This is a genomic window from Micromonospora sp. NPDC048842 (assembly GCF_040649935.1).
Classification (GTDB): Bacteria; Actinomycetota; Actinomycetes; order Mycobacteriales; family Micromonosporaceae; genus Micromonospora; species Micromonospora hortensis.
Window position 1 is genome coordinate 58,298 of record NZ_JBEZGK010000003.1, and the last position, 15,367, is coordinate 73,664.

13 protein-coding genes are annotated in these 15,367 nt (G+C 72.1%); 8 read left to right on the top strand and 5 right to left on the bottom strand.

From position 1 onward, the window contains the following. Positions 1-9 precede the first annotated feature (9 nt). The 8 genes from AB0C19_RS05245 to AB0C19_RS05280 all read left to right on the top strand — a co-directional run bounded on the left by AB0C19_RS05245 (position 10) and on the right by AB0C19_RS05280 (position 9,564). Entirely contained in the window at positions 10-1,302 is a 1,293-nt protein-coding gene (locus AB0C19_RS05245) for a sugar ABC transporter substrate-binding protein (protein ID WP_357179694.1), read from the top strand. Positions 1,303-1,306: 4 nt separating this feature from the next. After that, entirely contained in the window at positions 1,307-2,476 is a 1,170-nt protein-coding gene (locus AB0C19_RS05250; protein ID WP_357179697.1) for an ADP-ribosylglycohydrolase family protein, read from the top strand. Continuing rightward, a complete protein-coding gene (locus AB0C19_RS05255) occupies positions 2,473-3,834 on the top strand; it encodes an ADP-ribosylglycohydrolase family protein (protein ID WP_357179700.1) in 1,362 nt (453 codons plus the stop codon). The genes AB0C19_RS05250 and AB0C19_RS05255 overlap by 4 nt, the downstream gene beginning before the upstream one ends. Continuing rightward, positions 3,831-4,766 carry a ribokinase gene (locus AB0C19_RS05260; protein ID WP_357179703.1) on the top strand — a complete coding sequence of 312 codons (936 nt, stop codon included), beginning with the start codon at positions 3,831-3,833 and terminating at the stop codon, positions 4,764-4,766. The genes AB0C19_RS05255 and AB0C19_RS05260 overlap by 4 nt, the downstream gene beginning before the upstream one ends. After that, positions 4,763-6,712 (top strand): SUMF1/EgtB/PvdO family nonheme iron enzyme, encoded by a 1,950-nt coding sequence (locus tag AB0C19_RS05265; RefSeq protein WP_357179707.1) that lies wholly within the window; start codon positions 4,763-4,765, stop codon positions 6,710-6,712. The genes AB0C19_RS05260 and AB0C19_RS05265 overlap by 4 nt, the downstream gene beginning before the upstream one ends. Further along, positions 6,709-7,896: a CoA transferase gene (locus tag AB0C19_RS05270; protein ID WP_357179710.1), complete on the top strand. Its 1,188-nt coding sequence runs from the start codon at positions 6,709-6,711 to the stop codon at positions 7,894-7,896. The genes AB0C19_RS05265 and AB0C19_RS05270 overlap by 4 nt, the downstream gene beginning before the upstream one ends. Continuing rightward, positions 7,896-8,717 carry a CoA ester lyase gene (locus AB0C19_RS05275; protein ID WP_357179713.1) on the top strand — a complete coding sequence of 274 codons (822 nt, stop codon included), beginning with the start codon at positions 7,896-7,898 and terminating at the stop codon, positions 8,715-8,717. The genes AB0C19_RS05270 and AB0C19_RS05275 overlap by 1 nt, the downstream gene beginning before the upstream one ends. Positions 8,718-8,880: 163 nt before the next feature. Then, positions 8,881-9,564: an alpha/beta hydrolase gene (locus tag AB0C19_RS05280; RefSeq protein WP_357179716.1), complete on the top strand. Its 684-nt coding sequence runs from the start codon at positions 8,881-8,883 to the stop codon at positions 9,562-9,564. An 8-nt stretch (positions 9,565-9,572) separates the two neighbouring features. Here AB0C19_RS05280 and AB0C19_RS05285 read toward each other — a convergent pair whose 3' ends face one another. The 5 genes from AB0C19_RS05285 to AB0C19_RS05305 form a co-directional block, all read right to left on the bottom strand. Next, positions 9,573-10,166, bottom strand: a complete 594-nt coding sequence (locus tag AB0C19_RS05285; protein WP_357179719.1) for a DUF305 domain-containing protein — start codon at positions 10,164-10,166, stop codon at positions 9,573-9,575. Positions 10,167-10,237: 71 nt separating this feature from the next. Next, positions 10,238-11,152 (bottom strand): DUF1996 domain-containing protein, encoded by a 915-nt coding sequence (locus AB0C19_RS05290; protein ID WP_124862736.1) that lies wholly within the window; start codon positions 11,150-11,152, stop codon positions 10,238-10,240. A gap of 238 nt (positions 11,153-11,390) precedes the next feature. Beyond that, entirely contained in the window at positions 11,391-12,050 is a 660-nt protein-coding gene (locus AB0C19_RS05295) for a C39 family peptidase (RefSeq protein WP_330437853.1), read from the bottom strand. Between the two features lie 516 nt (positions 12,051-12,566). Further along, positions 12,567-14,450: a Xaa-Pro dipeptidyl-peptidase gene (locus tag AB0C19_RS05300; protein ID WP_357179723.1), complete on the bottom strand. Its 1,884-nt coding sequence runs from the start codon at positions 14,448-14,450 to the stop codon at positions 12,567-12,569. A 126-nt stretch (positions 14,451-14,576) separates the two neighbouring features. Next, a complete protein-coding gene (locus AB0C19_RS05305) occupies positions 14,577-15,113 on the bottom strand; it encodes a helix-turn-helix domain-containing protein (RefSeq protein ID WP_124772961.1) in 537 nt (178 codons plus the stop codon). Between the last annotated feature and the right edge of the window lie 254 nt (positions 15,114-15,367).

A 15,367-nucleotide genomic window follows, 5' to 3' on the forward strand; every position in this document is an offset into this window, starting at 1 on the left:
GTAACCCCCATGCTCCGTACCCGATTCCGTCGACTCGCGGCGGCCGCCGCGGTCACGGTCGTCGGCCTCGGCGCGCTCACCGCGTGCGGTGCCGGCGGCGACGACGAGGCCGCCTCCGGCCCGGCCAAGCTGCGCTTCCTCAGCCTCGCCTGGCAGAAGGAGTCGTTGCAGGTAAACAAGGACCTGGTCGCCAAGTGGAACGCCGAGCACCCGGACATCCAGGTCGAGTACGTCCAGGGTGACTGGAACTCGGTGCACGACCAACTGCTCACCTCGTTCGAGGGCGGCGACGCGCCGGACATCGTGCACTACGAGGCGTCCTCGATCGGCGAGTTCAGCAAGCAGGGCTACCTGGCCGACCTCTCCGACCTGGTCTCGGACGATCTGAAGGGCCAGATCGACAAGGGCATCTGGGACACCGCCACCGTCGACGGCAAGGTCACCGGTGTGCCGTTCCTGCTGGAGTCGCAGGTCGTCATCGCCAACAAGAAGCTGCTCGACGCCGCCGGTGTCGCGGTGCCGCCGGCCGACGGCGGCTGGACCTGGGACGAGTTCCAGGCCAACGCGCAGAAGCTCACCAAGCCCGGCCAGTACGGCGCGGCCTGGGCGCTGAAGTCGCCGACCAACAGGGTGCTGAACCTCGCGCTCAACTACGACGGCACGTTCTTCTACGGCGACGGTGGCCGCACCGAGGTCAAGGTCGGTGACGCCGAGAAGGAGATCCCGAAGCGGATCCACGACATGCTCTACACCGCCAAGTCCGCCTCCCCGGAGGCGCTCGGCATGAGCGGCGCGGACACCCTGCCCGGGTTCTTCGGCGGCAAGTACGCGATGCTGCCCGGCTCGGTGTCGCTGCGCCAGCAGATGGTCGAGCAGGCGCCGGCCGGCTTCGAGTGGGTAACCCTGCCCCCGATCAAGGGGCTCTCCACCAAGCAGGCCGCCAACCCGCAGACGCTGTCGATCTCCGAGGACAGCAAGCACAAGAAGCAGGCCGCGCAGTTCCTGGAGTACTTCCTGAACCCGACCAACATGGCCGCCCTGGCCAAGGGCGACTGGTTGGTGCCGACCGGCAAGCAGGCCAACGAGGAACTGGTCAAGCTCACCGCCGGCAAGCAGGGCTGGGACGTCGCCGCGGACAGCGCAACGGACCTGACCGTCGCCCCGTTCCAGCAGGCCGACGGCTACCCGGAGTGGAAGACCAAGTACGCCACCCCGGCCCTCCAGCAGTACTTCGCCAACAAGATCACCCTTGATCAGCTCGGCACGCAGCTGGTCGACGGTGGCAAGCAGGTTCTGAGGTAACGACATGTCTCTCTTGCTCGACACATCGGTCGGTTGCCTGGTTGGCGCCGCGGTCGGAGACGCCCTGGGTGGCGCCACCGAGACGGCGCTGCCCGAGCAGATCCGTACCCGCTTCGGCGGCTGGGTCGAGGGCATCGTGCCCCCGTACCACGCCGACTGGGCCACCGCGCGACCCCTCGCGCCGTACCACAAGGGCGACGGGCACCTCACCGACGACACGTTGATGACCCACGCCCTGGTCCGCGCCTACGCGGCCAAACGGGACCACCTCGACGCGTACGACGTGGTGGAGCTGCTGGTTCCCGACCTGATCGAGCGGGTGGTGTACATCCCCGACCTGGAGCGCGACGGGGTGACCTTCCACCGGCTCGCGGCCGCCGAACGGTGGCTGGTAACCCGACTGCACCACGCCCACGCTGACCCGCGCGAGGCAGGGGTCGGCAACATCGTCAACTGTGGCGCGGCCATGTACATGGCCCCGGTCGGCATCGTCAACGCGGGCGACCCGGCCGGTGCGTACGCCGAGGCGGTGGAGATCGCCGGCGCGCACCAGCACAGCTACGGGCGGGAGGCCGCCGCCGTGTTCGCGGCCTCGGTCGCGGCGGCCGCGACTCCCGGCGCGGGCGTCGACGACGTCGTCGCCGCGGCGCTGGACCTGGCCCGCGACGGCACCCGCGCGGCCATCGACGCGGTGGTCAAGGAGGCTCGCGGCCACCACGACTGGAAGCAGGCCATCCCGGCGCTGCGGGCCGCTGTCGCTCCCTACGACACGGTGGGGGAGGAGTACCGCAGCCCCGGCCTCGGCGCGCGGCGACCCAGTCGGCTGCACGCCATCGAGGAACTGCCGGTGGCTCTCGGCATGCTCGTGGTGGCCGGCGGCGACTTCCGGGCCGCGGTGCTCGGCTCGGTCAACTACGGCCGGGACGCCGACTCCACAGCCACCATGGCCGCCGCCATCGCCGGGGCGCTCGGTGGCGCCGACGCGGTGCCGGCGGAGTGGTCCGACGTGGTCGCCACCGCCTCCAAGACCGACCTGGTGGAGCCGGCCCGGGTCCTGGCCGCGGTGGCCGGCGAGGTCTTCGAGCGCGACCAGGCCCGGTTCGCCCGCCGGGCGGAGCGGTTCGCCGGGCTGGCCGCCGGAGCCACCCGGGGGGTTGGGGGCGAGACCCGGTGAGGATCACCTGGGTTCAGCCGGAGGACCTGTTGCCGCACGAGCTGGCGGCCAGCCGGGACGAGGGGCGCGACGTCGCCGCGATCGCCCAGCGGTGGACGGCGGCCGGCGGGGACCTGACCCCACCGGTCAGCGGGGCGTCGGTGACCCCGGCGTCGCCGCGGCTGCGGGCCCTCGCCACGGAGTTGCTGGACGCCGCCGACGCGGTGCCCGCCGTCGACACCGCCGACGAGGCCGACGACCTGGTCACGCTGCGCGCCGGCTGGCCGACCAGCTGGTCGCTGCCGACCGAGGCGGCGTACGACAGGCTGCACGGCGGGTGGCTCGGCCGGGCGGTCGGCTGCCTGCTCGGCAAGCCGGTGGAGAAGATTCCGCGCGAGGGCATCCGGGAGATCCTCACCGCTACCGAACGATGGCCACTGCGCGACTGGTTCACAGCGAAGGGACTCCCGGCCGACGTGGCCGCCCGCTGGCCGTGGAACAGGCGCAGCGCGCCGACCAGCCTCGCCGAGAACATCGACGGGATGCCCGAGGACGACGACCTGAACTACGCGTTGCTGGCCCTGCGCGTGCTGGAGACGCACGGTCGGGGCTTCACCAGCGCCGACGTGGCACAGGCGTGGCTGGACTGGCTGCCCGGCGGGCGGGTCTTCACCGCCGAGCGGGTGGCCTACCGCAACCTGTTGCTCGGGTACCCGCCGCCGCAGAGCGCCCGCCGGCACAACCCGTTCCGGGAGTGGATCGGCGCGCAGATCCGCACCGACGTGTACGGCTGGGTCAACCCCGGCCGGCCGGACCGCGCCGCCGAACTGGCGGTGCGGGACGCGACTGTCAGCCACGTCCGGGGTGGGGTGCACGGCGCGATCTGGGCGGCGGCGCTGGCCGCCGCCGCCCCGGTGGCCGACACTGTGGACGAGGTGCTGGACGCCGCCGAGGCGGTGCTGCCGCCGGGTAGCCGGTTCGCCGCCACCGTCCGCGAGGCGCGTGCCCTCGGCGCGGGCACCGACGACTGGGAACGCGTGGTCGACGAGCTGTACGCACGACACGGCCACCTGCACTGGGTGCACGTCCGCAACAACGCCGCGCTGGTGGCCGCCGCCCTGGCGTACGGGCGGGGGGACCTGGAACGGTCGATCACCGCTGTGGTCAGCGGCGGCTGGGACACCGACTCGACCGGCGCGACAGTCGGCGCGGTGACCGGAGCGCTCACCGGCGCGTCCGGGCTGCCGCCGCGTTGGGTCGCCCCGCTGCACAACCGGCTGGCCAGCAGCATTGGCGGCTTCGACGGGATCGGCTTCGACGAGCTGGCCGAGCGGACCCTCGCCCTGGCGCAGCCGCCGACGGAAGGGAGCGTGGCATGAGCGCGCGGGTGGCGGTGGTGGGCAGCAGCAACCTGGACCTGGTGGTCACGGCGTCGCGGCTGCCCCGCCCTGGTGAGACGGTGCTCGGCGAGAACTTCCGGACCGTACCCGGCGGCAAGGGCGCCAACCAGGCCGTCGCCGCCGCCCGGGCCGGTGCGGCCTGCGACTTCGTGGGAGCGGTCGGCGACGACGAGTTCGGTACCCGGATGCGGGCCAGTCTCGTCGACGCGGGAGTGGACGTCAGTGGCCTGCGGACCGCCGCCGGCCCCTCCGGTGTCGCGTTGATCGCCGTCGACCGGGACGCGGAGAACTTCATCCTGGTCGCGCCCGGCGCCAACGGCACGCTGACCGAGCTGGACACTGACGACCGGGCGACGATCGCGGCTGCCGACGTGTTGCTCCTGCAACTGGAGGTGCCGCTGACCGCGGTGCTCCAGGCGGCGCACTGGGCCCGGGTCGACGGCACCACAGTGGTGCTGAACGCCGCACCCGCAGCCGTGCTGCCCAGCGCACTGCTCGACCTGGTCGACGTGCTGGTGGTCAACGAGCACGAGGCGGCTGTCGTCGCCGAGGTCGCCTCCGACGACCCACCGGTGCTGCTCGACGCCCTGCTGAAGCTGGTGCCCCGGGTGGTGCTGACCCTCGGCGCGCGCGGGGCCGCGTACGCCGATCGACACGGCCTGCGTCTCGCGGTCCCGGCGCCGCAGATCGACGCCGTGGACACCACAGCCGCCGGTGACGCGTTCACCGGCGCGCTCGCCGTGAGCTGGGCCGAACACGGCGCCACCAGCGAGGACACCGTCACCGCCAGCCTGCGCTGGGCCTGCGCCGCCGGCGCGGCCTGCGCCCAGCGGCCCGGAGCGTCGACAGCCCTGCCCGACCGGCCGGCCATCGACGCCCTCTACGACGCGACCTACCGAGGTGCACAGTGAGCTTCAACCCGTACGTCCCACGCCCGATCGACCGGCCGACCGAGGTGCCGTTGGGCGGGCACGCCGACCTGAGCACCCTGGACGAGGCGAAGATCTTCGCCGCGCCGACCGACAGGGCCGACTGGCCGGCCTGGCGGGAGCAGATCGCCCGGTGGCGGGTCGACGCCCGGGACCGGATCGGCTACGTCGGCGAGCACTACGACGAGATCGCCGGTGACTGCTTCAGCGTCTGCCTGGCCTGGCTCTGGGACGAGACGCTCTACGACCACGAACGCGGCGTCTTCACAGTCGACGAGTTCCTCGACGCGGCCGGGCGGGACTTCGGCGGCTTCGACGGGGTGGTGCTCTGGCACGCGTACCCGGTGATCGGCCTCGACGACCGTAACCAGTTCGACTGGTACCGGGACGTGCCGGAGCTGCCCGAGGTGGTCCGCGCGTTCCAGCAGCGTGGGGTGCGGGTCTTCGTCGACTACAACCCGTGGGACACCGGCACCCGGCGCGAGCCGGGCAGCGACGCCGAGGAGGTCGCCACGCTGGCCGGCAAGCTCGGCGTCGACGGGGTCTTCCTGGACACCCTCAAGGAGGGTGCCGGGGAGCTGCGCGCCGCGCTGGACACGGTGCGCCCCGGCATGGTCCTGGAGGGCGAGAGCCGGGTGCCGCTGGCCCGCATCGCCGACCACGCCATGTCCTGGGCGCAGTGGTTCGCCGACTCCGAGGTGCCCGGCGTGCTGCGGGCGAAGTGGTTCGAGCGACGGCACGTGCTGCACCACACCCGGCGCTGGCACCGCGACCACCTCGACGAGCTGCACTCCGCCTGGCTCAACGGCGTCGGCGTGCTGGTTTGGGAGAGCGTCTTCGGCGTCTGGGTCGGCTGGAACGAGCGGGACCGCGCGGTGCTGCGGGCGATGCGCCGGGTGCAGGCCAGCCACGCGGCGTGGTTGCGCGCCGAGGACTGGGTGCCGCTCGCCGACCATCCCGGCGACGGCCAGGTGTACGCGTCCCGCTGGACGCACGACGACGAGCCGCTGTGGACGGTGGTGAACCGGGGCGCGGACCACGACGGCCCGTGGCTGGTCACCGACCCGAGCGCCGGCCGGCACTTCGTCGACCTGGTCACCGGTGCCGAGTTGACAGTCACCGAGACCGCCGACGGTCGACTGGCGGTGGGCGGCCCGCTCCCGGCCGGCGCGATCGCGGCCGTGGCGCGCGGACTCGCCTCCGCGCACCGGCACGAGCCGCCGACCGGCGACCCGTCCTTCCCGGCCCGTGCGGCGGTGCGCGTCCGTACGCCGTGGACGCCGCTAGCGCAGGTGCCGCCGGGCCTGGTCGGCGTCGAGGGCGGCCGGCACGAGCTGGTCGTCCGGCACCGGGTACGGGAGACCGGGCTGTACGGCGAGGCGCCCTACGTCGACGAGTGGAAGCCCCTGCCGCCTCGGCTGCACCACAGCGGGACGCTGCGCCGCAGTGTGCGGCTCGGCCGGTTCGCCATCGCCGTGCACGAGGTCACCCACGGCGAGTACGCCGAGTTCCTGCGCGCCACCGGCTACGTTCCGGTGCGCCCGGAGCGGTTCACCGCCGGCTCCGGCCCGGCCGACGCCCCGGTGACCGGGGTCGAGTTGGCCGACGCGCGGGCGTACGCGACCTGGGCCGGGCTGCGCCTGCCCACCGAGGACGAGTGGCAGGTCGCGGCCGAGGCGGGACTGCTCGTACGGCGGGAACCGCTGGTGTGGAACCTGACCGAGAGCGAGCACTCCGACGGCCGTACCCGCTTCGCCATCCTCAAGGGTGGCGCCCAGTACCGGGCGGAGGGCTCCGACTGGTACCTCGACGGAGGCCCGCAACCGGCGGACGTGTCGGTGAAGCTGCTGCTCACCGGCGCCGGTCTCGCCCGCTCCGAACAGGTCGGCTTCCGCTGTGCGGCCGACCTGCCGGAGGTGGCCCGGTGACCGCGCCACTGCACGGCGTCACTGTCGTCGACCTGGCCACCCTCTTCGCCGGGCCGCTCGCGGCGGCGTTCCTCGGTGACTTCGGCGCCGACGTGATCAAGGTGGAGCATCCGGCCAAGCCGGACCCGTCGCGGGGGCACGGCCCGGCCCGCGACGGCGTCGGGCTCTGGTGGAAGGTGCTCGGCCGCAACAAGCGCACCGTCACCCTCAACCTCTCCGACCCGGACGGCGCGGAGCTGCTGCGCCGGCTGCTCGCCGACGCCGACGTGCTGGTGGAGAACTTCCGCCCCGGAACCCTGGAGCGGTGGGGGCTCGGCCCGGCCGAGCTGCACGCCGTCAACCCCCGGCTGGTGATCACCCGGATCAGTGGGTTCGGGCAGGTCGGGCCGTACGCCCGGCGGCCCGGCTTCGGCACCCTCGCCGAGGCGATGAGCGGTTTCGCCGCGGCCACCGGGGAACCGGACGGGCCGCCCACGCTGCCCCCGTTCGGGCTGGCCGACTCGGTGAGCGCGCTCGCCGCCGCGTACGCGGTGATGCTCGCCCTGCGGGCTCGCGACGTCACCGGCGTCGGTCAGGTGGTCGACCTCGCCATCATCGAGCCGATCATGGCGATGCTCGGGCCGCAGATCACCTGGTACGACCAGCTCGGCTACGTCCAGCCCCGGCTGGGCAACCGGTCCAACAACAACGCCCCGCGCAACACCTACCGGTGTGCCGACGGGCGCTGGGTGGCGGTCTCCACCAGCGCGCAGAGCATCGCCGAGCGGGTGCTGCGGCTGGTGGGACGCCCCGAGCTGATCGACGAGCCGTGGTTCGCCACCGGCAGCGGCCGGGCCGCCCACGCCGACGAGTTGGACGCGGCGGTGAGCGCCTGGGTGGCGCAACGGGACCGCGACGAGGTGGTGGCCGCGTTCGAGGAGGCCCAGGCCGCTGTCGCTCCCGTCTACGACGTGCGCGACATCCTCGCCGACCCGCAGTACGCCGCGCTGGGCACCGTGCGCACAGTGCCGGACGAGGAGTTGGGCGAGGTACGGATGCAGAACGTGCCGTTCCGCCTCGCCGAGACTCCCGGCGAGATCCGGCACGCCGGCCGGCGGCACGGCCAGGACACCGACGCCGTCTTCGGCGCGCTCGGCCTGAGCGCCGAGGAGTTGGCAGCGCTACGCGAGCGGGGGGTGCTCTGATGCTGTTGAGCTGGCTCTACGTGCCCGGCGACCGCCCGGACCGGTTCGCCAAGGCGGTCGCCTCCGGCGCCGACGCGGTCATCCTGGACCTGGAGGACGCCGTTGTCGCCGGGCGCAAGGCGTACGCCCGGGACGCAGTCGCCGAGTTCCTCACCGAGGCGCACCCGGTGCCCGTGCAGGTCCGGGTCAACGAGCTGACCGGCCCGGACCTCGGTGCCGATCTGGCGGCGGTGGCCGGCCGGCCCGGGTTGGCCGGGCTGCGGCTGCCGAAGGTCGAGTCGGCCGCGACGCTGGCGGCCCTCGCCGAGCGGGTCGACGTGCCGGTGCACCCGCTGATCGAGTCGGCGGTCGGGCTGGAGTCCGCGTACCCGATCGCCGCTGCCCACCCGGCGGTGGCCTCGATCGGGCTCGGTGAGGCCGACCTGCGCTCGGATCTGGGGGTGAGCGACGACGACGGGCTGCTCTGGGCGCGCGGCCGGGTGGTGGTCGCGGCCCGCGCGGCCGGTTTGGCCCCGCCGGCCATGTCGGTGTACGCCGACGTGGTCGACCTCGCCGGTCTGGCCGCCTCCTGCGCGGCGGGCCGACGGCTCGGCTTCCTCGGCCGGGCGGCGATCCACCCACGCCAGCTTCCGGTGATCGTCGACGCGTTCCGGCCTGCCGATCGGGAGGTGGCCCGCGCCGCGGAGCTGCTGGCCGCCGTGGCGGACGCGCACCAGCGGGATTCGGGGACCGTGGTCCTGCCCGACGGCCGGTTCGCCGACCGGGCGATGGTGGCCGCCGCCCGGCGCGTCGTGGACCTCGCCGCCCGCTACGCCGCCTGAGCCTCGCCGGCTGCTCTTCCGAGCCGCCGGTGTGGTCACGCGGATCACGGCACCGACACCGGGAGTTCACCCGCCTCTGGTGGTCGGCGGGGCGGTACCCGCTATCGTTGGCTCAGTCGGACACACTGTCCGGCATTGTGTCCGATAAGTGAGGGCGTAGGCCATGACCTCGACCCGTCCCACCCTGTTGCTCGTCCACGGCGCCTGGCACCAGCCGGCAGTCTGGGACCGGCTCCGGGCAGAACTGGACGTCCTCGGCTACCAGACCCGAGCCGTCGACCTGCCCACCTCGGGGCCGGACGCCCGGGGCGGCATGCAGGACGACGCCGCCGCCGTCCACAAGGAGATCGCGGCGATCGGCGGGCCGGTCGTCGTGGTGGCCCACTCGTACGGCGGCATCCCGGTCAGCGAGGCCACCACCGGCCTGTCCGAGGTCGAGCACCTGGTCTACCTGACGGCGTACCAGCTGGACCGCGGCGAGTCGATGCTCAGCTTCCACGGCGTACCGGACCCGGTCGAGACCGACGTGTTGATCTCGATCACCGGTGACCCCCGGACGGCGTTCTACGGCGACCTGTCGGACGCCGACGCCGACGCCGCGATCGGTCAGCTGGTCGACCAGCGCCTGCGGGCATGCGTGGACCGGGTGACCGAGCCGGCTTGGCGCTCGATCCCGTCGACCTACATCGTCTGCACCAACGACCAGGCCATTCCGGTGCCGCTGCAGGAGAAGATGGCCGGTCGGGCCAGCAGCGTCCGGCGGCTCGAATCGAGCCACTCACCGTTCCTGTCCCGTCCGGTCGAGCTGGCCGCGCTGCTCGACGACATCGTCACCGCTCGCGGCTGAGCGCGCGGCTACGTGGGGTCGAGACGATCGAGCCGTTCGAGGTCGGCGGTGCCGGACCGGACCGCTGCCGCCGCCAGCGCGACGGTCGCCGGCTGGACCCCGCTCTGCTGCTCCGCAGTGGCGATCCGGACCGACTGCGCGAGATGCGCCCGCAGGTGCCCGGCGAGCAGGCGGTGAAACGGCTGCCCGTTGGCCGCCCGCAGCGCTGTCATCTCCTGCGCGGTGGCCATGCCCGGCATGTCGTGCCCCTCGTGCGGATTCGTCGTCGGGGCGGCGGCGTCGGCCAGTAGCCGGCGGGCGCGGTCCAGATCGGCGCGCCTGGTGGTAGCGACCTGGGTGGCCGTCTGCCGCCAGGCCGGGTCGGTGGTCCGCGTCGGTACCAGATCGAGAACGACAAGCAGGCGTTCGGTCATCGCCACCGTCAGTTGCAGCCAGGCGATGTCGGTGGGGTTGAACGCCGTACCCGTCGGTGTCGGCGCGGTCGTCGCCGGTGGCGCGGTCACAGGTGGTGTGGTGGTGCTGGCCGCGTCCCGTGGCCCGGCGCCGCAGCCGGCGACGAGCAGCACCGCGATGAGCACTGTGAACGCCGTGGGCTGACGCATCCGATCTCCCTTCTCAACCACTGCGGCGGGCCCGGGTGACCGGACCCGCCGCAGTGGTGTGGAGCTGTCGCTCAGATCGGTCGGCCGTCGTGACCGCACTTGATGACGGGACGGATGCAGTCCTGGACCCGGCGAGCCAGCTCCGCCACCGGCCAGGCGTTGAAGAAGTCGCCGTGCATCGTGTAGCCCGGCCCGGAGGCCAGCCGGAACCGCGACGGGTCACCGGTGACCGGGTACCGCAGCACCTGGCGCAACTTCGGCACGTGCACCGGGTGGGTGCTCGGGCAGGCCTGGTTCACCGGGTACGCCAGGTGGCTCTTGTGGTCCGGCGAGTCGAGGTCACGGCCGTTCCAGCACTGCGGGAAGTCCAGGTACGACTCCAGCATCGTCCCCGACGGGCAGTTGACGAAGTCCTTCGACGGCGGCACGTGCCCGGCGTGCAGGCAGGACCAGCGGGCGATGCTGTCATTCGGCCCGGTGGCCTTAGCGTTGCCGGCGACGAGTCGCAGCCCCAGCGGGAACGGCTGGGTGTTCGCTACGACGTCGGCCCGTACGCCCTCGCCCAGGTAGTAGAACGTGGCAATCGCCGGCTCCACCGCGACGTTGTCCCGATACAGGGTAGGCACCCAGTACGACGAGACGTCCACCCGCGGGTTGCAGGTGGTGGGCGAGTTGACCAGGTCCGGGAGGGTGGTCTTGGCGTTCGTCACAGTGCTGCCGAAGAAGCTGTGCATGTGCGACGCCCCGGGCAGGCCAGGGAAGACGATCGGGTCGTCCGGCAGCCGGTGGCTGTAGGTGCAGTCGGCGGGGAACTCGGCGACCCGGATGGCGTTGGCGCCGAAGTCCGCGCCGGCTCGGCCGGGGGCGGCGTCGGCCCGGTTGGTGGTGGACACCAGGTAGGTGCCGAGTAGCACCAGCAGGGCGCCGATCGCCGTGGCGAGGCGTAGTCGGCGGGGGATGCCGGAGAGGGGTGCGGCCCTGTCCATCGTGACTCCTGTCGGGGGACGGGTCAGGGACAGCTCCGGCGCCGCCGCCGAAGGCATCGGAGTTGTGCCTGGCCAGACTTGGTGGTGGCCGGTTGGGCCGGCGCGAGAGAGCGCTCTCACTGCTCCCAGCCTCACGCGGAAGTCGACAATTGTCAATACGTGCCGCAGTTGGTGGAAAAGTCGACGAAGGGCCGGGCCCCGTGGTGGGGTCCGGCCCTTCGGTCAGGTGGTGTGGGGGTCAGCTGGTGGCGTAGCCGCGGGTGGCGATCCAGTCGGCGAGGTGCTCGACGGTGACCTCGTAGGAGGCGGTGTTCGCATCGGCGGAGTCGGCGATCTTCACCACGTTCCCGCCGTCGCGATAACCCACGACGCTGATGTAGTGCCCGCCCTCGAAGGAGTGCACCCCGCCGTCGGTGTCGACGCTGGTGCCGGCGATGTTCGCGACCACGGCCCGGCCGTCGTCCACGGTGCGCACGACGTCGGCGCGCAGCCGGTCGGTCTGCTTGCCGTCAGCGTCGGGGCTGGAGATCTCCACGCTGTGGTAGGCGTCGTTCTTGCCGGTCTCCTTGTTCAGCACCGGGGTGATGTCGTTGATGGAGTTGGTGCCGGCCTCGGTGGTGCCCATCTCCTTGGCCATGGCGTCCACGCTGATCTCCTTGCCCTGCACGGACAGCGCGTTACGCGTGGCGGCCGGGCCGCAGTAGTAGAAGTTCGGCTGGGCCTCGTAGCGCACACCGAGCTGACGCTCACCGGCGGGCTTACGGTCGGTCTGCGTCTGGGTGGCCGGCTTGGCGTCCGACGCGGCGTACGCGGCGGTCACCGGTCCGGCGATAGCCCCACCGGTGAACGCGAGGCCAGCGGCGGTCAGAGCGGTCTTACGGATCAGATCGGTACGCATGATGGCGTGCTCCTCTGCATCGGGGGTGCCCGCACGGCACTCAACGGGGTCAGTGCGACAGTGCGGGGAAAGTTCCAGGGTCTGCCCGGTGACCCGCAACAGGGGGTCGGCGTCGGGACAGGGTGTAACCGTTCGCGGTGGCAGGTCATTCCGCGCACCCGCGAGGGTTGGCCAGTTGTCGTACTCGGCCGTGCGGGGGATGTAACCCGGGCGGCCTGGCGGGTGTTCCCGGCGGGGCCGGCGCGCCAATGACCCCGGGCTGTTGCGGTGGTCTGCCAGGTATAACGACCCGGCCCGGCCGCCGATTCCGCCGCCGGGGTGGCCCCGACCACCCGACACCCGACATCAAACCGGACAAGTCACACGCATTGCCACCAGGCGAACCCGATACGGAGGTCGCCGTGCGGCATCTGTGGGGCGGTACGCGCGGGGCTACGGCGGCGGGGTGGTCCCGACGTGCGGATGGGGCAGCCCGAAACGTGTCGGACTGCCCCACCCGGGAGCGCAGGGACGGGATCAGAATCCGAGGACGCTCCGCCCACCGACAACCGGCAGTCGCAGTTCGCTGTCGTTCGGTGCGACCCGCAACTCGGTGCCGCCCAACGGCAGCAGGGTGTACTCCTGGTCGCTGGAGAAGACGACCACACCGATCCGGTGTCCCGCCGGGAAGATGTAGTCCTTCGGCTCCATGGTCCACCGGTAGTCGTACAGCTTGCCCTGCTTGACCGGCTCGGTGCGCGCGGCGCTCTTGCGGTTCTGCGGGTCCATCCACCCTCGCGTCACCACGGTCGGGGCGGCGGTTGACCCGGCCGGGCCGTAGTCGACCAGGTACGCGGTGAGGTTCGCGTCCGGCTTGTTGTCGATAGCCAACCGCAGTCGCATCTCCGGACGCCCGGAGATGCGCACGCTGTGCGTCAGCTCGGGGGAGCGGTAGGCGAGTCGGTTGGCGCTCGCGGTGTCCGGGTTGGACACCAGGGTGTCCGGGTGGATGGTCCGGCCCTCGTCGACGAAGCTCTGCTCGACCTTGGCCTTCGGAGGCTTTCCGGTGGTGAGCGCGCCGGGTGCGGTGGCGTCGGTGGCCGCGAAGCGCAGGCCGACCTCCCGCGCCGCCGGGTCGGGCCAGTTGGCGTACGTGGTGTAGGCGCGGTCCTCGCGCTGGAGCACCGCCGTCGGCTCGTCCATGATGCCGTTGCGCACGTTCCACAGCCAGAAGTCGAACCAGCGGTTCTCGGTCTGCTTGTACGTCCACGTCTGGCCGCTGGGCAGGGTCACCGACGCGCTGCTGCCCGGACCGCCGTGGCCGCCCTGGTGCAGCCAGATCTTGCGGGGGACGTCGCGCTTGGCGAGCTGGTCCCACCAGCCGGCGAAGTGCTCGGTCTTCACGTTCCAGTCGTTGAGGCCGTGCACGACGAAGACGCTGGCCTTGACGTCGCGGGCGTCGAGGTAGTCGCGGTCGCGCCAGAACTTCGAGTAGTCGCCGGTGACCCGGTCCTGCTTCGCGGTGATCTCCGCGAGCTCGTCGGCGCACTGCCCCTCGGCGCGGGCCTGCCCGGCGGTGTACTGGGCCAGGATGTCGAGGTCCTCACCCTGGAACGTCCCGGGCGCGACCACCAGACCGTTTGCCCGGTAGTAGTCGTACCAGCTGCTGATCGCGGAGACCGGCACGATGGTCTTGAGCCCCTTGACGCCTGTGGTGGCCACCTGGTTGGGCAGCGTCCCGTTGTAGGAGACACCGGTCATGCCGACCGCGCCGGTGGTCCATCCGGCGGTGACCGGGGCGCCGTTCGCGTCGTACCCCTTGGCCCGGCCGTTGAGCCAGTCGATGACCGCCTTGGTGCCGAGCGTCTCGGCCTGGTCCCCGCTGGTCGGGCAGCCGTCCGAGTCGCCGGTGCCGACGCTCTGGCCGAGCACCACCGCGTACCCGCGGGGCACGTAGTAGTCGTCCAGCGAGCCGGGCAGGTTGGCCTTCGCCTGGGCGCGTTGTGCGCCGGCGTCGAGGGCGCGACGCCCGTCGCGGTCGGTCAGGCCGTTCTGCGGCAGGTCGTCGACCAGCACGCTCGGGTACGGCACGTCACCCCAGGTGCCCTTGCGGTACGGGCTGTGCTCGAAGATGACAGGCACCTTGAAGCCCTGCGTGGCGGTCTCCCGGGGGCGGGAGATGTCGATCGCCACCCGGTCGGGCCGACCGTCGTGGTCGGTGTCCACAGTGGTCTCCACGAACACCCGCTCCTCGATCGCGTCGGCGAGCGAGAACACCGGTTGGGTCATGCCGTCGCTGACCACGATGCCGGTGGGCGTGGTGGGCGTGGGCGGAGCAGCAGCCGCGGGTGGGGCTGCGCTGAGGACCAGAGCGCCGGACACGCCGACGCTCAGGAGTGCCAGATGACGGGGTCGACGCATGCGCGTCTCCCTTCGGTTGGGCTGATTGCCGGGGGTCGGCAGGGGCCAATCTCGAAGATCCATTCGTGGTCATGCTAGGTCCGCCGCGGCGTCCCGTCGATCCCCTCGGTTGTCCACCGTGGTCGGTCAGGGAGTCGGTGGCGTCACCGCGATGATCAGGTGGGCGCGCTGGTCGCTGGCGTTGCGGTAGAGGTGCGCCAGGCGCGAGTCGAAGGTGACCGACTCGCCCGCGGTGAGGGTGTACGACTCGCCGCCGATCTCGGCGACGACCTCACCGGTGATGACGATCGCGCACTCGGTCGACGGGTGCGCCCACGGTTCGGCCGAGCTGGCGTCGCCGGGTGCGAGGTGGGCCTGGAGCACCTCCAGGTCGCCGCGGCCGGGGGTGAGTCGTTCGTAGGTGATCTGGCCGGGTGGCGCGGCCAGTCTGGTCCGGGCGCCGACGCGGCTGACGTGCACCGGTGGCGCCTCGGGCTCGGAGAACAGCTCCGCGATCGAGGTGTCGAAGACCTGGGCGAGCTTCCGCAGTGTGGAGAGGCTGGGGTCGGTTGCGCCGTTCTCGATCTGGCTGAGCAGGGCGGGGGACACGTCGGCGGCTGTGGCGAGCTGACGCAGCGTGAGGGAGTGCTGCTGACGCAGGTCGCGGAGTCGGTCACCGAGCATGTGTCCTCGTTCCAAATACAGTGTGGCTGAATCTTGATTGACCAAACTATACGGCCATGTTTAGGATCACTAAACATCAGGCGGCGATGTTCAGCTCAAGCGAACAAGCCGCATCGAGGCGCGAACCGGACGCCTGCCGCCCGGTCTACATCCAACCCCGAGACGACGCCCCCGAGAAGCCCGCGACGCTGTCATCCCATCGGCCCGGCCGATGCGTGGTGTCGCCCGCCGGACGTCGACGCCCCGCGGATCCC